This window comes from Burkholderia stagnalis, assembly GCF_039848545.1.
Lineage (GTDB): Bacteria > Pseudomonadota > Gammaproteobacteria > Burkholderiales > Burkholderiaceae > Burkholderia > Burkholderia stagnalis.
On record NZ_CP156685.1, the window covers coordinates 1866120 to 1886687 of the forward strand.

The 20568-nt window shown below is 66.1% G+C and carries 16 protein-coding genes; 10 read left to right on the forward strand and 6 right to left on the reverse strand.

Annotation, left to right across the window (positions count from 1 at the left end):
* Window positions 1–18: 18 nt before the first annotated feature.
* From ABFO07_RS08795 to guaA, 4 genes are all read left to right on the forward strand, one after another.
* Window positions 19–831, forward strand: coding sequence for a DUF2182 domain-containing protein (locus tag ABFO07_RS08795; RefSeq protein WP_060028417.1), 813 nt, complete (start codon window positions 19–21; stop codon window positions 829–831).
* Between the two features lie 230 nt (window positions 832–1061).
* Complete coding sequence (gene guaB, locus ABFO07_RS08800; protein ID WP_059563450.1) at window positions 1062–2522, forward strand: IMP dehydrogenase; 1461 nt, start codon at window positions 1062–1064, stop codon at window positions 2520–2522.
* Between the two features lie 6 nt (window positions 2523–2528).
* Complete coding sequence (locus ABFO07_RS08805) at window positions 2529–3137, forward strand: hypothetical protein (protein ID WP_322231004.1); 609 nt, start codon at window positions 2529–2531, stop codon at window positions 3135–3137.
* Window positions 3138–3246: 109 nt separating this feature from the next.
* On the forward strand, window positions 3247–4866 hold the full coding sequence (gene guaA / locus ABFO07_RS08810) for a glutamine-hydrolyzing GMP synthase (protein WP_059809586.1): 1620 nt from the start codon (window positions 3247–3249) through the stop codon (window positions 4864–4866).
* Window positions 4867–5486: 620 nt separating this feature from the next.
* Here guaA and ABFO07_RS08820 read toward each other — a convergent pair.
* The 5 genes from ABFO07_RS08820 to ABFO07_RS08840 form a co-directional block, all read right to left on the reverse strand.
* On the reverse strand, window positions 5487–6671 hold the full coding sequence (locus ABFO07_RS08820) for a Wadjet anti-phage system protein JetD domain-containing protein (protein ID WP_060017011.1): 1185 nt from the start codon (window positions 6669–6671) through the stop codon (window positions 5487–5489).
* The gene (locus ABFO07_RS08825; RefSeq protein ID WP_060017013.1) at window positions 6668–10039 is read right to left on the reverse strand and encodes an ATP-binding protein; all 3372 of its coding nucleotides are present in this window, start codon (window positions 10037–10039) and stop codon (window positions 6668–6670) included. Before ABFO07_RS08825 ends, ABFO07_RS08820 begins: the two co-directional genes overlap by 4 nt.
* Window positions 10032–10685 (reverse strand): DUF4194 domain-containing protein, encoded by a 654-nt coding sequence (locus ABFO07_RS08830; protein WP_060017015.1) that lies wholly within the window; start codon window positions 10683–10685, stop codon window positions 10032–10034. The genes ABFO07_RS08825 and ABFO07_RS08830 overlap by 8 nt, the downstream gene beginning before the upstream one ends.
* Window positions 10682–12148, reverse strand: a complete 1467-nt coding sequence (locus ABFO07_RS08835; protein WP_347466925.1) for a DUF3375 domain-containing protein — start codon at window positions 12146–12148, stop codon at window positions 10682–10684. The genes ABFO07_RS08830 and ABFO07_RS08835 overlap by 4 nt, the downstream gene beginning before the upstream one ends.
* Before the next feature lie 439 nt (window positions 12149–12587).
* Window positions 12588–13841 carry a lipoprotein-releasing ABC transporter permease subunit gene (locus tag ABFO07_RS08840; protein ID WP_059565587.1) on the reverse strand — a complete coding sequence of 418 codons (1254 nt, stop codon included), beginning with the start codon at window positions 13839–13841 and terminating at the stop codon, window positions 12588–12590.
* A gap of 228 nt (window positions 13842–14069) precedes the next feature.
* Here ABFO07_RS08840 and ABFO07_RS08845 point away from each other — a divergent pair, with 228 nt between their 5' ends.
* On the forward strand, window positions 14070–15284 hold the full coding sequence (locus tag ABFO07_RS08845) for an MFS transporter (protein ID WP_347466927.1): 1215 nt from the start codon (window positions 14070–14072) through the stop codon (window positions 15282–15284).
* Between the two features lie 95 nt (window positions 15285–15379).
* On the opposite strand, the gene ABFO07_RS08850 is transcribed toward ABFO07_RS08845, so the two are convergent.
* Window positions 15380–16462 (reverse strand): helix-turn-helix transcriptional regulator, encoded by a 1083-nt coding sequence (locus tag ABFO07_RS08850; RefSeq protein ID WP_059809580.1) that lies wholly within the window; start codon window positions 16460–16462, stop codon window positions 15380–15382.
* A gap of 524 nt (window positions 16463–16986) precedes the next feature.
* Here ABFO07_RS08850 and ABFO07_RS08855 point away from each other — a divergent pair.
* The 5 genes from ABFO07_RS08855 to ABFO07_RS08875 all read left to right on the forward strand — a co-directional run bounded on the left by ABFO07_RS08855 (window position 16987) and on the right by ABFO07_RS08875 (window position 20547).
* The gene (locus ABFO07_RS08855; protein WP_059809578.1) at window positions 16987–17259 is read left to right on the forward strand and encodes a DUF4148 domain-containing protein; all 273 of its coding nucleotides are present in this window, start codon (window positions 16987–16989) and stop codon (window positions 17257–17259) included.
* 265 nt (window positions 17260–17524) lie between these two features.
* Complete coding sequence (locus ABFO07_RS08860; RefSeq protein WP_026044634.1) at window positions 17525–17926, forward strand: DnaJ family domain-containing protein; 402 nt, start codon at window positions 17525–17527, stop codon at window positions 17924–17926.
* A complete protein-coding gene (gene tadA, locus ABFO07_RS08865; RefSeq protein WP_059809576.1) occupies window positions 17923–18495 on the forward strand; it encodes a tRNA adenosine(34) deaminase TadA in 573 nt (190 codons plus the stop codon). The genes ABFO07_RS08860 and tadA overlap by 4 nt, the downstream gene beginning before the upstream one ends.
* A 98-nt stretch (window positions 18496–18593) precedes the next feature.
* Entirely contained in the window at window positions 18594–19532 is a 939-nt protein-coding gene (gene ldcA / locus ABFO07_RS08870) for a muramoyltetrapeptide carboxypeptidase (RefSeq protein WP_059885156.1), read from the forward strand.
* A gap of 307 nt (window positions 19533–19839) precedes the next feature.
* A complete protein-coding gene (locus tag ABFO07_RS08875; protein WP_059565581.1) occupies window positions 19840–20547 on the forward strand; it encodes a GntR family transcriptional regulator in 708 nt (235 codons plus the stop codon).
* The last annotated feature ends 21 nt before the right edge of the window (window positions 20548–20568 follow it).

Below are 20568 nucleotides of genomic sequence, written 5' to 3' on the forward strand. Positions count from 1 at the left end.
GAATGGCGGGAGGGTGCGATGTGGCTGTCGACGGTGGCCGGGCCCGCTTGCCGGCGACGCACGGCCTGCTTCGGCGTGCTGGCCGTGCTGTTCGCGGGCGTGGGTGTGGTGACGGTCGCGCAGTGCGTGTCGATGGCCGCGATGGGCGGCGTGCCGATGCCCGGCGGCTGGACGATGTCGATGGCGTGGGCGCGACCGTGCGGCCTTGCCTGGACGAGGGCCGCCGCGGCGTTTCTCGGCATGTGGGGCGCGATGACGGCGGCGATGATGCTGCCTGCGCTGGCGCCGATGCTGTGGCGCTACCGGCAGGCGATCGCAGCGGTGGCCGGCACCGCGCGCGCCGCGTGGCTGACTGCGCTTGCGGGCGCCGGGTATTTTGCCGTGTGGGCGCTGGCTGGCGTGGCCGTGTTCGCGGCCGGCACCGCGCTGGCGGCGGCCGCGATCCGGCTGCCCGCGTTCGCGCAGGCCGTGCCGTTCGCGGCGGGCGCCGCGGTGCTGGGCGCGGGCGCGGTGCAGTTCACGCGCTGGAAGGCGCGTCGCCTTGCGTGCTGCCGGGGCGCGCCCGCGCACGTGCGCCCGGCGTCGCCGGACGCGTGGGCCGCATGGCGGCACGGCCTGCGGCTCGGCCTCCACTGCGGCGGGTGCTGCGCGAACCTGATGGCGGCCGCGCTCGCGGCGGGCGTGATGGACCCGCGCGTGATGGCCGTCGCGACGGCCGCCATCGCCGCCGAGCGCCTCGCGCCGGACGGCGCGCGGGCCGCGCGGCTCGTCGGGGGCGGTGCGCTCGGGGCGGGTGCGTGGCTGGTTGCGCGTGCGGCCGGGCTCGCGTGACGCCGCGGGCCCGGCCGCAATCGCCCGCAATCGGCCAAAATCGGCCGGAACCGGCGCCGGCGCGAACGGACATGCCGCCACCCAAAACGAAACCGGATCGAAAACGACCCGAACGGCGATCCGAACGATTCGGCCCTCCAACCACCAGAAAACCGCCTAAGCCTTTGTTCGTGTTGTGAAATTCAACGGCACATCGCGTATAATTCGCTTTTGCGCCCATAGGATTTGCCATGCGTCTGATCCAAAAAGCACTCACTTTCGATGATGTGCTCCTCGTCCCGGCCTTCTCCGACGTTCTGCCGCGCGACACCAGCCTCAAGACCAAGCTGACCCGCAACATCTCCCTGAACATGCCGCTCGTGTCCGCCGCGATGGATACGGTCACCGAAGGTCGCCTCGCGATCGCGATGGCGCAGCAGGGTGGCGTCGGCATCGTCCACAAGAACCTCACGCCGGCCGAACAGGCCCGCGAAGTCGCGAAGGTCAAGCGTTTCGAATCGGGCGTCGTGCGCGACCCGATCACGGTGCCGCCGCAAATGAAGGTGCGCGACGTGATCGCGCTGTCGCGCCAGCACGGCATCTCGGGCTTCCCGGTCGTCGAAGGCCCGCAGCTCGTCGGCATCGTCACGAACCGCGACCTGCGTTTCGAAACCCGCCTCGACGAACCCGTCAAATCGATCATGACGCCGCGCGATCGCCTCGTGACGGTCAAGGAAGGCACCCCGCTCGCCGAAGCGAAGGCGCTGATGCACAGCCACCGCCTCGAGCGCGTGCTGGTGGTCAACGACGCATTCGAGCTGCGCGGCCTGATGACCGTCAAGGACATCACCAAGCAGACCGAGCACCCCGACGCTTGCAAGGACGAGCACGGCAAGCTGCGCGCGGGCGCGGCGGTCGGCGTCGGCCCGGACAACGAAGAGCGCGTCGAGCTGCTGGTGCAGGCGGGCGTCGACGTGATCGTCGTCGATACCGCGCACGGCCACAGCAAGGGCGTGCTGGAGCGCGTGCGCTGGGTCAAGCAGAACTTCCCGCACGTCGAGGTGATCGGCGGCAACATCGCGACGGCCGCGGCCGCGAAGGCGCTGGTCGAATACGGCGCGGACGCGGTGAAGGTCGGCATCGGCCCCGGCTCGATCTGCACGACGCGGATCGTCGCGGGCGTTGGCGTGCCGCAGATCAGCGCGATCGCGAACGTCGCCGAAGCGCTGAAGGGCACGGGCGTGCCGTGCATCGCCGACGGCGGCGTGCGCTTCTCGGGCGACGTGTCGAAGGCCCTCGCGGCCGGCGCGAACGCGGTGATGATGGGTAGCATGTTCGCGGGCACCGAAGAGGCGCCGGGCGACGTGTTCCTGTACCAGGGCCGCCAGTACAAGTCGTACCGCGGCATGGGTTCGGTCGGCGCGATGAAGGACGGCGCGGCAGACCGCTACTTCCAGGACAACTCCGCGAACATCGACAAGCTCGTGCCGGAAGGCATCGAAGGCCGCGTCGCGTACAAGGGTTCGGTCAACGCGATCCTGTTCCAGCTGGTCGGCGGCGTGCGCGCGAGCATGGGCTACTGCGGCTGCCGGACGATCGACGAGCTGCACGACAAGGCGGAATTCGTCCAGATCACCGCAGCGGGCATGCGCGAGTCGCACGTGCACGACGTGCAGATCACGAAGGAAGCGCCGAACTACCACGTGGACTGAGCGCCGATGAAACCGCTGCTGCGAGCCGTGCTCGTCGTCGATGCGCTGTTGATGCTCGGGTTCGGCGTGCTGTTCGTGCTGACCCCGTGGCGCGCGCTGTTCAGCGCGCTGCAACTGGCGAACGTCGAGCCGGCGATGCTCGGCCAGGCGTTCGGCATCGCGCTGCTGGGCCTTGCGTGGCTCGCCGCGCATGCGGCGGTCAATGGCGACCTGACGGCGCCCGTCGCGCGCGCGGTCGGCCACGTGAACTGGCTGATCGGCGTGCTGACGCTGGTGTGGGCGATCGGCTCGCACGGCCCGGCGCTCGCGGCGGCCGGCCAGTTGCTGTCGGCGGTGGCGGGCGCGGTGCTGTTCGTGCTCGGCCTCGGCGGCGTCCGGCTTGCCGCGGCGGTGCGGCGGCGCGAAAAGGCGCAGGTGGCGCAGGCCGCGCCAGCGCCCGACGCCCGCGCGGCGAAGCGGCCGGCCGAGCCGGTGGCGGTTGCGCCGCGGCGCGCCGAGCCGGTCATCGGCCAGGTCGCGGTGCCGGCGGCGACGCCCGCGGCTTCCGCGCCGGCCGCATCCGGCAACGCGTCGAGCGACGTCGCGCTGGACGAACGTCCGCCGATGCAGGATTGACCGCCATGCGTCGCGCGCCATCCCCGCCCGACGCCGCTGTCCATGCTTTTGACGCAGCGCGCGATGCGCTGCTTTTCTTATCCGTTTGTTCTTCTTCCCGTCCGCAGCCATGCACGACAAAATCCTGATTCTCGACTTCGGTTCGCAAGTCACCCAACTGATCGCGCGGCGCGTGCGCGAAGCGCACGTCTACTGCGAAATCCACCCGAACGACGTGTCCGACGAATTCGTCCGCGAGTTCGCGCCGAAGGCCGTGATCCTGTCGGGCAGCCATGCCAGCACCTACGAAGACCACCAGCTGCGCGCGCCGCAGGCGGTGTGGGATCTCGGCGTGCCGGTGCTCGGCATCTGCTACGGCATGCAGACGATGGCCGTGCAGCTCGGCGGCAAGGTCGAGTGGAGCGACCAACGCGAGTTCGGTTACGCGGAAATGCGCGCGCACGGTCACACGCGCCTGCTCGACGGCATCGAGGATTTCAAGACGGCCGAAGGCCACGGCATGCTGAAGGTCTGGATGAGCCACGGCGACAAGGTCACCGAGCTGCCGCCGGGCTTCAAGCTGATGGCGTCGACGCCGAGCTGCCCGATCGCCGGCATGGCCGACGAGGCGCGCGGCTACTACGCGGTGCAGTTCCACCCGGAAGTCACGCACACCGTGAAGGGCCGCCAACTGCTCGAGCGCTTCGTGCACGACATCGCCGGCGCGAAGCCGGACTGGATCATGCGCAACCACATCGAGGAAGCCGTGGCGCGCATTCGCGAGCAGGTGGGCGATGAGGAAGTGATCCTCGGCCTGTCGGGCGGCGTCGATTCGAGCGTCGCGGCCGCGCTGATCCACCGCGCGATCGGCGATCAGCTGACCTGCGTGTTCGTCGACCACGGCCTGCTGCGCCTGAACGAAGGCAAGATGGTGCTCGACATGTTCGAGGGCCGCCTGCACGCGAAGGTCGTGCACGTCGATGCGTCGGAGCAGTTCCTCGGCCACCTGGCCGGCGTGACGGATCCGGAGCAGAAGCGCAAGATCATCGGCCGCGAGTTCGTCGAGGTGTTCCAGGCCGAGGCGAAGAAGCTCACGAACGCGAAGTGGCTCGCGCAGGGCACGATCTATCCGGACGTGGTCGAATCGGGCGGCACGAAGACGAAGAAGGCGACGACGATCAAGAGCCACCACAACGTCGGCGGCCTGCCGGAAACGCTTGGCCTGAAGCTGCTCGAGCCGCTGCGCGACCTGTTCAAGGACGAAGTGCGCGAACTGGGCGTCGCGCTCGGCCTGCCGCCGGAGATGGTATACCGCCATCCGTTCCCGGGCCCGGGCCTCGGCGTGCGGATTCTCGGCGAAGTGAAGCGCGAGTATGCAGACCTGCTGCGCCGCGCCGATGCGATTTTCATCGAGGAACTGCGCAACACCATCGCGACCGCGCAGGATGCGGCAGCGGGCTTGTGCGGCGAGGCCGACGTCGGCAAGAGCTGGTACGACCTCACGAGCCAGGCGTTCGCGGTGTTCCTGCCGGTGAAGTCGGTCGGCGTGATGGGCGACGGCCGCACCTACGACTACGTGACCGCGCTGCGCGCGGTGCAGACGACCGACTTCATGACCGCGCACTGGGCGCACCTGCCGTATGCGCTGCTCGGCCGTGTGTCGAACCGGATCATCAACGAAGTGCGCGGCATCAACCGGGCCGTGTACGACATCTCTGGGAAGCCGCCGGCGACGATCGAGTGGGAGTGAGATTTGGGAAGGTTTCCTTTTCCAAGTCAATGGGCCGGGTCGGTGAGCAGGTCGCGCTCGCCCGCCGATCTGGGCTGTCGCGCGGTTACCGCGACCGGCACATCACATAGCACAGCCATCGCCGTCGGTGCTTGTTCAACTGGCGGCGATACAGTCCGCCGGGGGTCTCCCCTCGCGTACGTGATGGAGGATTAACCCTACGCAACCATGGACGCCTATCGTGCGTTCGACACGGCAATTCAGCGTCACATTGCCCACGGAACTGGCCGAGCTGGTTCGCTCAAAGGTTGCGAGCGGAGAGTGCGCTACTGATAGCGAAGTCATCCGTGACGGTCTGCGGACGCTGGCAGCCCGCCATCGGGCCGTTGAGTCTTGGCTCAGAAATACGGTTGCGCCCGTGTACGATGCTTTGAGGGCCGGTCCATCGTTTGCGCTGACGGGATACCGGGCCCTCCAACGGTTAGCCGGGAAGCGCAAGATGCGCGAAACCAAAGCCTGATTGATGGCCGCGTTTTCCGTCGAGTACGCCCCGGATGCGGTAAAGCAACTCAAGCAGCTCGAAGAGTAGGGGCGGAGCGGTCATTGCATTCGCAGTGGTGGGTGATGCGAGACGCGGCGGGCTAAACGAAAGTCCGCTCCTCCAACGCAGCTCTGACCCATCCGAACCCGATGCGCTCCTGTTCGAGCCGCAATCCATGGCGAATCCGGTTGTCACGCAAGTCGTCAAAGAGTTCGCGCTCTTGTGCTGTGAGTCGCGGCAGATCGCGTATGACTTGATCGCCTTCGTCTCCCCAGAATGCTTCATGCGCCATCAGTGTTGCGCGGTCCATCAAGAAAGAGCCGACGTGCCGGAATCGGCAACGCAATTGATCGAGAATGGCAAAGCCGTGCGTGTCGATGTCGCCCCAGTAGTGGAGCGCACAGTCTGTCAGCCATCGCGCCGGCTCCAGAGCGTCCCAACCGTAGCCCGCGCCGAAGAGCACGATCGACTGCGGAACGTCGGGAAATGCCAAGAAATTTATCTCGTTTTCGGTAATGAACACGTGGCGGCACGGCAATGTGAGGCGCGCGAAGCTGTCGGCATCGAGTGCGATGTCCGGCCGACCCAAACCGGGCAGAACGGCGAGCCTCTCATCGAGCACGCGAAATCGAATCCGAGGCGGCTTCTCTCGGAACCCGTAGCGAGCAGCGAACTGGACGGCGCCTGTCCGGCTGCTGTCGATTGCCTCGGACGGCAGCACGAGATCGAGCCATTGGGCGAGGACGCCGCGCCGCGCTTCGATGAATTTCGTGTCGACACTGGCGATTTCGGCCTGCCGCAGATATACGCCCGGCTGCGGATGGGCTTGCAGCCAATCGACGACTGCCAGCATTCGTTCCCAATCGTCGGCGAATTCGAGCGCTTGCAACGGGCGCTGCGCAAGCCACGTGGTGAGCTTCGGCTGGCGCGAGCGCGTGATTTCGAGCAGCCGCTCGAACCGCGCGGCGTCGCGGCGCTTGCCGGCGACAGCGAGCGCATCGTCCAGGCTGTCGATCCAGACTGCTTGCGGTAAACGCTGCAGGCCGAGAATTCGATGATTGATTTCTCTCCATTCGATGCGTACGCGCGGTGTCGCGGCAATTTCCGCGATCCATGCGCGCACTGCGTCGAAGCGCTCGGCCAATTCGGACGAACTCGGGCCCTTTATCGACAGACGTAGCGGGAACAGCCCATCGGTGTCATCTACGAGGCTTCGCAGCCATTCGCCGCGCTCCCATTGGCGCTGGAGGCGGACGCACAGCTCGGCGGTCGTTGTCCAATTCATTGCCCGAACTCCGCCTTGCGCGCGTGGTACTCCTCGATCGACAGATTGCGCAGCTTCGAGGCGCGTCCCCCGTCGTTCTGAACGAATCCGACGCTCGAAACGAACGGCTCGATGATGTGAATCTTCTGCAGCGGCGTGACGATCAGCAGTTGCAGGTTCAGTTTTTGAAACAATGTGAGACCGTACTGCGCCGACTCGTCGGAGCCTCGGCCAAACGCTTCGTCGATGACGACGAAGCGGAACGATCGAGAACGCGCGGCACCCCATTCGAGGCCGAACTGATAAGCGAGGCTCGCGGCAAGGATCGTATAGGCGAGCTTCTCCTTTTGGCCACCGGATTTACCGCCGGAGTCGGAGTAGTGCTCGTATTCACTGTCGTCCTCGCGCCAACGCTCGCTGGCGGCGAACAGAAACCAGCTGCGCACGTCGGTCACTTTGGCGCGCCAGCGCCGATCCTGCTCGGTCAACCCTTCGCGGCCGCGGAAGCGATCGATGATGCGTTTGACTTGCAGGAACTTGGCTTCCGAGTATTGGCTATCGTCCGACCCCGTGAGTTCGCCCTCGGTACAGACGCGCAAGTCGCTCTGGAATTCGCGGATCTCCGCGTCGGGGCTGGGCTGACTTTCAAGGACGATGTATCGGCCCGGGTTATAGTCGATTTGTCGCAACGATTCGTTGATGCGTTCGATGCGCTCCTTGATCGTCTCCCGTTCGCGCGCGAGCTGGGCGTGGAAGTTGGCAATCTCGTTGATCGTATTGACATTGAGCAACTCCTTGAAACGCGCTTCGAAGCGCGGCAAGTCGTCCGCTTGCAGCCGCGCGAGCATGTCACGGTATTCCGAGCTCGCGTCGAGGCTTGCATCGAAGTCGGCAGTTTCGAGTTTGTAGGCATCCTTGAAGGCGGCCATGGCCTTGACGACTCGCTCGGCAAGGCGGCCGAGCGACTTCGTTTCGTTGTCGATACGGGTTGTCAACGCCTCGCGCACGTCCCGCTCGCGGTTGTCGCACGACTCGACGGAAAGCTGATGTTCGCCGAGGATCTCCGCTCGCAGGGCCTCGATCCGTTCGGCAAGTTCGGCATGAACTTCCGCAACGAGCGCGTGCGTCTCGTCGCGCAACGCTTGCGCTGCCTCCCGCTTGGCCAGGATGCCGCCTAGTTCCGAGTCGGTTTCCGAGATCGCTGCTTCGCGCTCTTTCAACGTCGCGTGCGCCGAGTCCAATTGAGCGGTTAGCTCCGCGAGAGCGTCGCTTGCCGATTCGAGTCGTGCCTTTTCGTCCGCAAGACGAGCGATCGCGGCTGCGCAGTTGGACCAATCGATTTCGCGAAAATCGACGAACTCGCCGGCACGCGCGAGTGCTTCAAGTTGCTGTCGCACCTTGGCGTGCTCGTTTTGGGCTTCTCCGAGCCTTTGCCCGATCTCACCCAGTCGAACTTCGAGCGCTCGCCGTTGTGCTTCGAGGGCGGCAATTTTGGCCGTGTTGCTCCAACCGAGCACGTAGCGGCTGCGATCGTCAAGCGCGTGGCGGTCGTCTTTTTCGTGACGCTCTCCAGGCGCTTTCGCTTGGCCCGCGCGCGTGATCGCGCGCGTCTCGCGCCGGAACTGTTCCTGCGTATCGCAGCAAGCATAGTCGAAACGGCGGCCGATTTCGCGCTCGAGCCAGCCATAGAACAGCGAATCGGATTTGATCGCGAGCTTGTGTGCGAAAGAGTGGCGGTGTAGCTCGATGGTCTCGGCTGCTCGCGCGGCGCGTTCAGAACGCACGCGAAAGTAGACGAGCCGCCCGCGGAGATGAGTGCGATCCACCCACGCCGCGACGTTCGCATAGTGCTCGTCGGGCACGAGCAGCGACAGGCCGAAGTTGCGCAGGACGCGCTCGGCGGCGCCTTCCCAATCGCGCGCAGTCTCGCGCACCTGAATGAGTTCGCCCGCAAACGGCAGGGCGTCCTCCTCCAGATCGAGCGCCGAGCAAAGGTTCAAGCGCATCGCGACTTGATCCTTCGGGATGTTGTTGCGTCGAGCCTTCAGACTCGCAATTTCGTCCTCCAGCAGATCGCGCCGCGCTTTCCCTTCGCGAAAAGCCATGCTCCATTCGGTAATCTCGTTTTGCTGTTGCGCTTCGTCGTCGACGAGCGAACTGCGCCGGGCGGCCAGACGTTGGCGCTGGGAAACGAATGCGGCCTCATCCGTGGCCTCGGTTTCACCGAGCAGTGTAACGATGGCGACATAGCGTTGCGTGCGTTCGCGGCGACGCGCGCTTTCTCGCTCGTGCTCGCGGATTTCCACCTCGAGCTGTGCGATGCGATCGCCGCCTTGTTCGGCCACGGCGCGGCGCAAGTCGTCCACGCGCTGGCGCGCCTGATCGCGCGCTTCTTCGTGCCGCGCCTTTCGCGAGGTCGTACGCGCATGATCTTCATCGAGCAATTGGACGCGGCGCTCGATGAGGCTGAGCTTGAGCCCGGCGAAGTAGGGCTTCAGTGCTTCACGGCACGCTCGCCAGCCTTCGAGAACGTGTCCTTGTTCGCTGTGGCGATTGCAGTCATCGACGAGCGGTGTCAGCAGTTCCACCTGGCGCTTGGCTTTCAGTACAGCCTCGTGAGCACGATTGAGATCGTCGAAGTGCGTGATCAGCGCGTCTACGCGCGGTGCGATGTCGAACGGCTCGAGCATGTGGCTGCGTACGAAGTCGGTAAGATTGCCCACCGATTTCATCGATACCGTTTGATGAAAGAGTTCGAGCGCTTGCTCGTTTTCGATCCCGAAGCGTCGCCGGAACCAGGCGCTGTATTTTGGAAACGTATCTTCGATTTCGGCACCCAGCCCACGCAGCTTTTTGCGTAGCTGCGCGATGTCTGTGCCGAAGCGCGAAAAGTCGGCTGCGATCGAGAGATCGCGTTCGGCATTGACGAAGAAGCGTGCGGGTTGAGCCTGCGCGTCCTTCATCCAGAACACTTGCGCGAGTGTGACAGTGGCATCGTACCCGGCGTTACGAAACACCCCCAAAATCACTGAATAGCTGTTATGGCCGCGCAAGCTCACAGGCCTGGCCGTCCCCGTGACCTCGTTGCGCTCCGACTTGTAGTAGCCGAGCACATACGAACGTAGCGTCCGTTCCTTGCTGTCCGCGCCTGCCGCCTTGTTGTAGGCGATGCGCTGCGCAGGCACGAGGAGGGTCGTGATGGCGTCGACGAGCGTCGACTTGCCGGAACCGATGTCTCCCGTCAGCAGGCCGTTGCGGCCATCGACCCGCAGCACCCAGACCCGTTCGTCGAAGGTCCCCCAGTTGAAGACCTCGAGCCGCTCGAGGCGAAAGCCGGTCAGGGTATCGTCGGCGGCAAAATCGAGGCCGAGCGTGCGCGGCTCATTCATCGCGATTCTCCTGTCGGTTCGAAACCGTCGGATCTTGAAGGTGCATCCGATAGCTCGCCAGCCGCGCGTCGAAATCGAGCAGCCATTGTGCATCGACGAACGCCTTGAGAATACGCCGCACCTCGAATGTGGGCGGCCCGCTCGTGGTCTTCATCCGGCGTAGGAAGCCGAGCTCGACGATCTTGTTCACGTGTGTATCGATCTGATCGACCAAGCGCGCCTCGTTAGTGCTCGCGGGAAGGAATACGCGTACGAGCTCGACGATTTCCTGTCGCGAAAGGACGAGCCGCGTGTCGCCGCCGCCAGCATCCCATTCCGCCAGCTTCTTTCGCAGCAGCGCGAGCAGCAGGCTCACGGGGAACGAGAGTGGCCGCCGGGCGACGAGCCGAGGTAGCTTAGCCTGGTCCGCATCGAGTTCAGTGTCATGCTCGGCGCGGCTCTTCGCAAAGGCGTAGCCTTCCGCCTCGTCCACGACGAGCTCGAGGCCGAGCACGGAGACGTAGTCGCGTACATGCGTCTGCAATTCGAGCAATGCGGCCCAGAGGCGCTCGTTTTCATCGCGATAGATCACGCCCTTGAGCAGCGCGATGGCAACCGTCGACAAATTACCTCGACCAAGCGACGAGGCTTGCTGTTCTTGCGTCATCTTTGCCTTGTGAAAATCACGCGTGGCATCGTCGCGCGTTTGGCACTCGTGGTTCCGTCGGCGTCGTTCGTCTGCCACGCGATCGTGTCGGTGATGGTCTCATCGACGGTCGCGCGAAATGATCCGGCTTCGGCGCTCAACTGCAAATAGGCGACGAGCTCGGCGAGCCCATGCGTGAGCGGCTGCGAGGCCGCCAGTTCGACAAGCGTCACTTGCGGTCGATCCTGGAGGCATCGGCGGATGTGGCCTGCGAGGCGCGCGCGATCGACGACGATCTGCGTGTAGAGCGGCGAGGCATCGAGGTCCGCCTCGCCGGTCTCGATGGCGACGTTGGCGATGACAGGGCGCAGCGCCGGCACGTAAAGCGGGCGTTCCATCGGCAGCTCGGTGTCAGCGGACGCGGTCTCGATCTCCATGACGGCGCTTGGCGGGGGCGCTTCGCGCAGCGCAAGCGCCTTTGTTTCGATGCCGTGCAGGATGTCCATGATACGGCGGTTTTCTAGCCACGCTTGATCGTCGAGGAACCGTCGAAGCTGCTGCGAAAGCTGAGCGATCGTGCGTTGCGTATGCTCGCCCGCTTCCAGCCAGTCGTAATGAACACGCCGCATGCGCGCGTCGGGCCTCATTTCGGAGATCGCCGGCAGCGCCAGGACGCGCTCGAGCCGTTCCGAGAGTTCCTCTTGACGGCGGCTCGACATCAGGAAGTCCCAAAAAGCCCTGAAGCTGCTGCCCTGGTCCGAATCGGCGATCGCGTCGCGCTCGCCCATGATTTCCTCGATGAGTGCGCCCTTCGATCCTTCCCAAAGCGCGATCCGCTCGCGTACGTGCCGGTCCAGCAGCCGAAAGTTTTGCTCGACTTCACGGAAATCCGCGAGCAGGTCGCGCGCCATCTGCATGAATTGCTGAAAGCGGTCCTTGAGCGCGGCATCGTCGAGCAGCCGAACGTCACCGGCCTCGACGCGCGCGATTTCTGCGTCGATCTGGCTGCGCCGCGCGTGGAGCTCGGCGAGACGCTTTTCCGGGTTTGCCTCGCTACCTTCGCCCATCTGCCGCAGCAGCTCGAAAAGTGTCAGGAGCCGCGACTCCGTGCCGACAAAGCTGCGTTCCGTCAGTGTGCCGAGCCAGGCGATCGCTTTCTCCGCGGCGGGTGTCAGGTCGAACTGCGGTTCATCAGAATCTTGGCGATAGAACTTGCGCAACCATCCCTTTTCAGGGCCGGCCCAATCGTTCAGATACTCGAGCGCAGGCTTCGGGAAGGCCCCGTCGCCGAGTTGTTCGCGTAACGCGTAAAGTTCGTCGTCGAGTGCTTCGGCAAGAAGCGGCGCCGCTACCACGCGCATGTTCGGTGCGACGAACACGCGGTGCAGGAAGCTGACAATAAGTGGCGCGTGATCCGAGCGTAACAGGCGCCAGGCGGGATGGCGCGTGCGCAGCGAATCGAGGGTCGGGTAGTCGAGGGGCATCGGTGTGAGATGACGGGGTGTGAATCCTGGGCGAGATCGACGGCCGTGGCTCGAAAGGTGTTCATCCTACCGCAACTGTTACACCGACTTTGCCGGGTTCGCGCTACTGACGGTATGGCACTTACACAAGTCGTCTCGAGATGCCCAGTCTTTGCAATTTTCGAAATAATCCGGGCGGCCGTTATCCTGAACGGGTTGGCGCACTGACACAACATGGGCGAAGGCGCGAGCCGATGCTGTGCAACGGTATCGTCGCGCGGCCTTCAATGTACGGGTCTCCAATGTCGATGACCATCTGCGCGACCACGGTTTCCTTTCGGATGACACGATGGCTGGGTATTGTCAAGGGCTTATACGCGCCGCTTGACCGAGCGCAGCCGCCGTCCGCCCAAGGCCCCAATGGGTGATTGACAATCGAGCAGGCGCGCCCCCGCGCCCCTCACTCGTAGCGCAACGCCTCCGCCGGCCGCACCCGCGCGCCGCGCCAGCTCGGATAAAGCGTCGCGAGCGACGACATCAGGAACGCCACCACGCCGACTTCGATCACGTCGGCCAGCATGAGCTTCGACGGCAGCTCGCTGAGGAAGTAGACCGACGGCGTCAGGAACTGGATGCCGAGCGTGTGCTCGATCGCGGGCAGCAGCCACGGGATGCTCCACGCGACCGCACAGCCGAGCGCGACGCCCGACAACGTGCCGACGAGGCCGATCGTCATGCCCTGGATCATGAAGATCTTCGTGATCGAGCCAGGCTGTGCGCCGAGCGTGCGCAGGATCGCGATGTCGGCCTGCTTGTTGGTCACCGTCATCACCAGCGACGACACGAGATTGAACGCCGCCACCGCGATGATCAGCAGCAGGATCACGAACAGCATCCGCTTTTGCAGCTGCTCGGCAATGAACCACGTCTTGTTCTGCTGGGTCCAGTCGCGGATATAGAGATCGCCGGACAGCGAGCGCGACAGCTGCAGCGCGATCTCGGGCGCGCGCTCCATGTCGTCGACCCGCAGCCGTACGCCGGTCGGCGCGGCGAAATGGAACAGCGTCTGCGCGTCGCCGATGTGGATGAACGCGAGTGCGCTGTCGTACTGGTAATGCCCGGATTCGAAGGTGCCGACCACCTTGAACTGCTTGAACTGCGGCAGCAGGTTGCGCATCTGCGCCGAGCCGCCGGGGGCGAAGAACGTCAGCCGGTCGCCCACCTGCACCTGAAGGTTCGCGGCGAGCGCGGAGCCGAGCACGATCCCGAGCTCGCCCGGCACGAGCGCGTCGAGGCGCCCGCTCTTCATGTCCTTCGCGATGTCGGAGACGCGCGGCTCGAGCCGCGGATCGATGCCGCGCAGCGCGACGCCGGTGACCTTGCCGCTGTTCGTGAGCAGCGCCTGGGCCTCGACGTAGGGCGCCGCAGCCTTGACCGACGGGTTGCGCAGCGCTTCCTCGGCGGTGCGCGCCCAGTCGGGCATGGTGCCGGTCGGCGAGAAGATCTCGACGTGCGCGAGCACCGACAGCATGCGGTCGCGCACTTCGCTGCGAAAGCCATTCATCACGGACAGCACGATGATCAGCGCGGCCACGCCGAGCGCGATGCCGGCCATCGACACGGCCGCGATGAACGAGATGAAGCCGTTGCCGGTCGAGCGCTTGCCGGCGCGGGTATAGCGCAAGCCGACCTGCCATTCGTACGGGAGTTTCAACGCGAGATCCTCTGGGTGCGCGATTCGTCGAACCGGGCATTCTAGCGAATCCCGATTGAGGATTCTGTCTGGAAACGTTCCTGCGACATCTTCCGTCGGCGGCGGAAAATAAAGCCACGACGCCTGTCGATTGACGACCGTGCCGCCCGTCGTAGTGGTATCGACGCAAGCCGGCGCGTCCGAACATCTTTGAGGACCGGGTCCGATTACGGAGACAAGGAGGCATCCATGCCAGATTCCCGTTACCGTTGGGTGATCGTCGCCGCGGGCGGCCTGCTGGGCTGCATCGCGATCGGCGCGATGTTCTCGCTGCCCGTGTTCCTGCGCCCGATCGCGCGCGACACCGGATGGTCGGTGACCGGCATCTCGGGTGCGATGACGATCGGCTTCCTCGCGCTGGCATTCGCGAGCATCGCGTGGGGCAGCCTGTCGGACCGCGTGGGGCCGCGCCGCGTCGTCGTGTCGGGCGCGGTGCTGCTGGCCGCGAGTCTCGCGCTCGCCAGCCGCGCGACGTCTCTGGCCGCGTTCCAGCTGATCTTCGGCGTGCTCGCCGGCAGCGGGGCGGCGGCCATTTTCGCGCCGGTGATGGCGTGCGTGACGGGCTGGTTCGACACGCACCGCAGCCTTGCCGTGTCGCTCGTATCGGCCGGCATGGGCATCGCGCCGATGACCATGTCGCCGCTCGCCGCGTGGCTCGTGTCGACGCACGACTGGCGAACGTCGATGCTGATCATCGCCGCGCTCGCGGCGATGTCGATGATCCCGGCGGCGTTCCTGATCCGCCGCGCGCCGGCACTCGACGGCGGGCAGGGCGCCGCATTGCAGGCGAGCGCGCCGCAGGCCACGATGTCGGTCGGGCAGGCGCTGCGCTCGCCGCAGTTCGCGATCCTCGTGCTGACCAACTTCTTCTGTTGTGCGACGCATTCGGGGCCGATCTTCCACACGGTCAGCTATGCGGTGAGCTGCGGCATACCGCTGCTCGCGGCGGTCTCGATCTACAGCGTCGAAGGGCTGGCCGGCATGGGCGGCCGCGTCGTGTTCGGCGTGCTCGGCGATCGCATCGGCGCAAAGCGCATGCTGGTCGCGGGCCTGCTGATCCAGGCGCTCGGCGCGTTCGCGTATTGCTTCGTGCGCGGCCTCGGCGGCTTCTATGCGGTCGCGACGCTGTTCGGTTTCGTCTATGCGGGCGTGATGCCGCTGTATTCGGTCATCGCGCGCGAGAACTTTCCGCTGCGGATGATGGGCACGGTGATCGGCGGCAGCGCGATGGCCGGCAGCCTCGGCATGGCGGCGGGGCCGGTTGCGGGCGGCCTGATCTTCGACGCGCTCGGCAGCTATGGGTGGCTGTATGTCGGCTCCTTCGCCATCGGTGTCGGCGCGTTCCTGATTGCGCTGACCTTCCGGCCGTTTCCTCGCGACCGGTCGATGCCGGCGGCGGCGTGACGAGCGTGCGTCGTCGTCGAAAGCCTCATCAGGAATACATACCTAATTTCGCGACTTCGCGCGAACGCGGAAACGGCGCGGCACGCCGCATTACGCTACCCCTGCGTGCCGGCTCGAAAAAGATTGCGCAGCTCGTCGTGATTGTGGACGTCGAGCTTGCGATAGATCTTGCGGACGTGATCGACGACCGTGCTGTCGCGCAGCGCGAGACCGCGGGCGATTTCGCTGTGCGAGCGGCCGAGCACGAGCTGCGTGCACAGCTCGCGCTGGCGTTCGGTGAGGCCGAGCCGGAAGCCGAGCCGCTCGATCTCGAGTTCGAGCGGCGGAAAGTGCTCGATGTAGATCACGATCGCGAACTCGCGCTGCATCGCGTCGGCATTGGCGAAGCGATAGGCCTTGAAGCGGAAGCGGCCCGCGGCGGTGCGGCGTTCGAGCATGGCGGGCGGCGCGGGGTGGCCGCGCCAGATCCGGTCGACGTTCGACAGCAGCGGTGCGAGCCAGTCCTGCAGCCGGTCTTGCCGGGCGAACGCGAGCGGCTGGTCGGCCGCGAGCGCCAGCATCCGGACGCTGTCGGTGTTGTGCAACAGGAACCGGCCGGCGTCGTCGACGACCACGATCGCGGACAGGCTGCTTTCCGCCTCGTGCAGCGGCGGCCGCACGGGGCGCGACAACGCATGCGCGAGATGCCGCGCGAACGGCTCGAGATCCCGGTGATTCTTTTCGGAGAACGGACGACTGCCCGGCGCGCGGGACAACTGCAGGCTGCCCCAGCCGCGCGCGCCGTCGGTCGCGGTCAGCTCGAGGCAGTGGCGCATCGACACCGGCTGCCACAGGTCCGCATACATCGCGCTCGCGAGCAGCGCATCGTCGTAGTGCGCGCTGTTGCCGAAGCCGCGCCCGCGCCGCATCGCGTCGGAGAACGTGACGCCGAGCACGTCCTGCTGCGCCGTGTCGCGGGCGTTCGAGAAGTACGCGGGCAGCACCGAGTAGACCGTGTCGTTCTGGCTGTACACGTCGCTCAGCGCGTGGTGCTCGTCTGCAAAGAGGAACATGCCCCAGTCGGCGCCGACGATCTGCCGTGCCGCTTCAATCACATGAGGAATGACGAGGCGCGGATCGACGCCCAGCGAACACAGCCGCCGAATGTGACCTGCGAGCGCGACGTGCTTGTCAGACATGACGACGTCCCCCGGGCGTGCGACGGATTCGCGCGCGACTGCATCGCGACGCGGGCCGTTCGCGCGTTTCGCGCGATCTGTTGAGCTTAGGCGGACAACATGACAAATCGCGCAGTTACCCCCTTTCAAGGGGGCGTCAAACGGGCGGGCGATCTCTATCATGGCCGCATTCCCGCCGTCCGCCGGTCGTGCGTGCGGCGGGCGTATCGGATTCGCGATGCGGCGCGATGCACGAACGAAACGAGAGCCAACGTGCGATACGGCCGCAGTGCGATGTCGCGCATGACGATGCGCAGGCCCGGGGGAATTCATAGGGGAAATGCCACGGCTGATCGATGCGGCCTCCGGCGTGCGAGCCGGCCGACGGCCGGTGTGTCGGGCCCGCGCCCGCGTGGTCGGGCTGGCGGCGCAGGCAACGTGCCCGTACGCAGCGCACGGAACACGCGTCGAGGCGAACGGGCGGTGGGGCAACCGTGCCGCCCGCGTCGAATGTATCGCAGTGCTGCTTCATGTGAGGTGCCACGATGAAGACCACGTACAAGGCGGCGCTCGGCGCTGTCTGCATGCTGGGTGCGGTGGGGACCGCGCTCGCACAGGAGGGAAGTGCACCGGCGTCGTCGATGACGCCGTCCGACGCCGCGATCGGCGCGACGGCCGTGGGCGGCATGCCCGCTGCCGGAACGCAGTCGGGCGGGCCGGCCGGGCTCACGCGTGCGCAGGTCAGGCAGGAACTCTGGCGCGCGCAGAAGTCGGGTGAGTTCGAGCGGCTCAACCGGTTCTACGGCGGAGGCAACTGACCGGCGGCCCGTGCACGGCGTGGCGACCGGAGAGGCACCGGTCGCCACGCCGCTTGTCGGGAGCCCGGCCCGGCAACGCGTCCCGATGTGGCGCGATCAAGCGTTGCCGCGTGTCCCGCGCCGTCATAAAACGGGGGGCGAACAGTGCGCAATCGATTGCGCCGTCATTCTGCCTTCACGGGAATGTCGAGCATTCGTTCGAAGTGCCTGTCATATGCGCGTCACCCTGCTAGAATTCGGCTGCCGCATTGTTTCGATTGACCCGATGAGATTGCTTGACGCCCTGGTCGAACAACGTATTGCCGCCGCCGCCGCGCGGGGCGAGTTCGACGAATTGCCGGGTACCGGCGCGCCGCAAACGCTGGACGACGACCTGCTCGTGCCCGAGGAGGTGCGGGTGGCCAACCGTATCCTGAAGAATGCGGGCTTCGTGCCCCCGGCCGTCGAGCAACTGCGCGCGCTGCGCAACCTGCAGGACGAGCTGCGCGCGGTCAGCGACCGCGCCACGCGCTGCCGGCTGCAGGCGAAGATGCTGGCGCTCGACATGGCGCTCGAATCGCTGCGCGGCGGCCCGATGACCGTGCCCCGCGAATATTGCCGCCGCATCGCCGAACGCCTGTGCGAGCGCGGGCTCGACGACGGGCCCGCCGAAGCGGGGCCGATGTGACGTCCGACGTGCTGCCGGGCGCGCCTGCCGAATCCACGACCGATAATCCCGTACCAGCCGCCGCGCCGGTGTCGGCGCGCGACGCGCATTTCATGCGTCTCGCGCAGGCTGCCGCCGAAGAGGCGCGCGCTGCCGGCGAAGTGCCGGTGGGCGCGGTGCTGGTGCGCGGCGACGAGGTGATCGCGCGCGGCTTCAATCACCCGATCGGCGGGCACGACCCGTCCGCCCATGCCGAAATGGCCGCGCTGCGCATGGCGGCCCAGCAACTGCAGAATTACCGGATGCCCGGCTGCGAGCTGTACGTGACGCTCGAGCCGTGCCTGATGTGCGCCGGCGCGATCATGCATGCGCGGATCGCACGCGTCGTATTCGGCGCCACCGATCCGAAGACGGGCGCGTGCGGCAGCGTGATCGACGCGTTCGCGAATCCTCAGCTCAATCATCACACCGAGGTACTCGGCGGCGTGCTGGCCGACGAGTGCGGCGCCGCGCTGAAGTCGTTCTTCGCCGAGCGCCGCCGCGCGCTGCGCGAGGCCCGTCTCGCCCGCGACCCGGCGTCCGGCACGTGACACGCGGGATGCGGCGCACCCGAAGCCGTTCGGCCCGCCGGTGAACCGCGGGCGGTTCGGACCCTCTAAGCTGGTTTGATCACCGACACGTTCCGCCCATGTCCCTCCCGTCCGCCGCGTCCTATTCCATCCGCCTGCTGGCGCCTTCCGGCTATCCGCACGACCCCGATGCGATCAATCGGGCGCTCGAGCGGCTGAGCGGCGCGCGGCACCGCATCGACAACATCGAGGCGACGCAGCGCCGCTACCAGCGTTTCGGCGGCACTGACGGCGAGCGGGCAGGGGACCTGAACCGGCTCGCGGATCCCGCGCGGCCGCTGCCCGACATCGGGCTCGCGGTGCGCGGCGGCTACGGCGCCGCGCGCATCCTGCACGGGCTCGACTATCGCGGGCTCGAGCGCCGGCTGCGCGACCAGCCGATCGCGCTGGTGGGCCACAGCGACTTCACCGCGATCCAGCTCGCGCTCTATGCGAAGGCGCGCATCAAGACCTTCGGCGGCCCGATGCTGTCGGCCGACTTCGGCGCGGAGACGCCCAGCGAATTCACGATGAGCCACTTCTGGCGGACGATCGCGCAGCCGTCCACGACGATCGTCGCGGAAGCGCCGCAGGTGCAGAGCGTCGACGTGTCCGGCACGCTGTGGGGCGGCAACCTCGCGATTCTTACGTCGCTGGTCGGCACACCCTACATGCCGGACATCGAAGGCGGCATCCTGTTCATCGAGGACGTCAACGAGCAGCCGTTCCGGATCGAGCGGATGATCTACCAGCTGCACCTGTCCGGGCTGCTCGCGCGCCAGCAGGCGCTCGTGATCGGCCAGCTGACCGGCGCGCGGTCGTTCGAATACGACAACGGCTACGACATGCAGGCGATGATCGACCAGGTGCGCGCGGTGATCGGCATTCCGGTCGTCACGGGGCTGCAGTTCGGCCATGTGCCGGACCTGGTGACGCTGCCGTTCGGCGCGCACGCGCAGCTCGTCGCGAATGCGCACGGCTTCCGGCTCACGCTGTCGGACTATCCGCATCTCGGTTGAAGGCGGTGCACACGATCGAAAAGGCGGGTTTCCGCCTTTTTCTTTAAGTAAATGCGCAACTAACGGTCGAAAATTTTCGTCGGCCTCAACAAGATCGTTGCCTCGGTTCGCACCATTTTTGTCAACAAAATAACCAGAAGGGTATGCCTAGAGATCGGCCTCTGGTGGGCGGAAGAGGCTTGCCGTGCATGGATTTCGCGCATGATGCACCAGATCAGGTCGCCGCGATGCGCACCGATTGTGCGGAATCTTCGAAATGAATTGTTGACAATCTTTATGTCCGTCCTACGATGAGGACCATCACGCGATGCAGATCATGAACGAACCCGAATCCGCCCCGTCCGGCGCGCCCGGACCCGAAGCGATCGCCGAGAGGATCCGGACGGCGATCCTCGAGCATCGGCTCGCGCCCGGCGCGAAGCTGACCGAGGCGCAGTTGTGCGAAGTATTCGGCGTCAAGCGCGGGACGATCCGGCAGGCGCTCGCGCTGCTCGCGACCGACCGGCTGGTCGATCTCGAGCCGAACCGCGGCGCGTTCGTCGCGAGCCCCACGCTGCAGGACGTGCACGAGGTGTTCGAGATGCGCAGGATCATCGAGCTGGCCGTCGTCGAGCGGCTGGCGACGGGGCCGGGCGCGAAACGCCTGAAGGGCGTCGCGGCGCTGATCGACAAGGAGCGCAAGGCGTTCGAGCGGCGCGATTTCCCCGCGTGGATCCGCCTGTCGGGCGAGTTCCATACGGCGCTTGCCGCGCTGATGGGCAACGCGACGCTCTGTGCGTGTCTGGACGGCCTCGTCGCGCGCTCGACGCTGATGTCGGCGCTGTACGAGTCGCACGGGCGCAGCCCGTGTTCGTTCGACGACCACGGCGAGATCCTGGTCGCGCTGGAAGCGGGGGACGCGAAGCGCGCGGCCGAGCTGATGGCGCACCACCTGCAGCACGTCGAATTGAGAATGCTGGACCGGCCCGCAACCGGGGCGGTCGATTTGCGCGAAGTGTTCGGCGGCGCCGCGTAAGCGGCGACGGAACCCTGCTTG

Bases quoted from the DNA above. Each gene is read 5' to 3' on its own strand.
- ABFO07_RS08805 (WP_322231004.1), top strand. From the start codon at position 2,529: ATGAAACCGCTGCTGCGAGCCGTGCTCGTCGTCGATGCGCTGTTGATG.
- ABFO07_RS08835 (WP_347466925.1), bottom strand. From the start codon at position 12,148: ATGCCCCTCGACTACCCGACCCTCGATTCGCTGCGCACGCGCCATCCC.
- ABFO07_RS08850 (WP_059809580.1), bottom strand. From the start codon at position 16,462: ATGTCTGACAAGCACGTCGCGCTCGCAGGTCACATTCGGCGGCTGTGT.
- ABFO07_RS08875 (WP_059565581.1), top strand. From the start codon at position 19,840: ATGCAGATCATGAACGAACCCGAATCCGCCCCGTCCGGCGCGCCCGGA.
- guaA (WP_059809586.1), top strand. From the start codon at position 3,247: ATGCACGACAAAATCCTGATTCTCGACTTCGGTTCGCAAGTCACCCAA.
- ABFO07_RS08825 (WP_060017013.1), bottom strand. From the start codon at position 10,039: ATGAATGAGCCGCGCACGCTCGGCCTCGATTTTGCCGCCGACGATACC.
- guaB (WP_059563450.1), top strand. From the start codon at position 1,062: ATGCGTCTGATCCAAAAAGCACTCACTTTCGATGATGTGCTCCTCGTC.
- ABFO07_RS08820 (WP_060017011.1), bottom strand. From the start codon at position 6,671: ATGAATTGGACAACGACCGCCGAGCTGTGCGTCCGCCTCCAGCGCCAA.
- ABFO07_RS08845 (WP_347466927.1), top strand. From the start codon at position 14,070: ATGCCAGATTCCCGTTACCGTTGGGTGATCGTCGCCGCGGGCGGCCTG.
- ABFO07_RS08830 (WP_060017015.1), bottom strand. From the start codon at position 10,685: ATGACGCAAGAACAGCAAGCCTCGTCGCTTGGTCGAGGTAATTTGTCG.
- ABFO07_RS08795 (WP_060028417.1), top strand. From the start codon at position 19: ATGTGGCTGTCGACGGTGGCCGGGCCCGCTTGCCGGCGACGCACGGCC.
- ldcA (WP_059885156.1), top strand. From the start codon at position 18,594: ATGTCCCTCCCGTCCGCCGCGTCCTATTCCATCCGCCTGCTGGCGCCT.
- ABFO07_RS08855 (WP_059809578.1), top strand. From the start codon at position 16,987: ATGAAGACCACGTACAAGGCGGCGCTCGGCGCTGTCTGCATGCTGGGT.
- ABFO07_RS08860 (WP_026044634.1), top strand. From the start codon at position 17,525: ATGAGATTGCTTGACGCCCTGGTCGAACAACGTATTGCCGCCGCCGCC.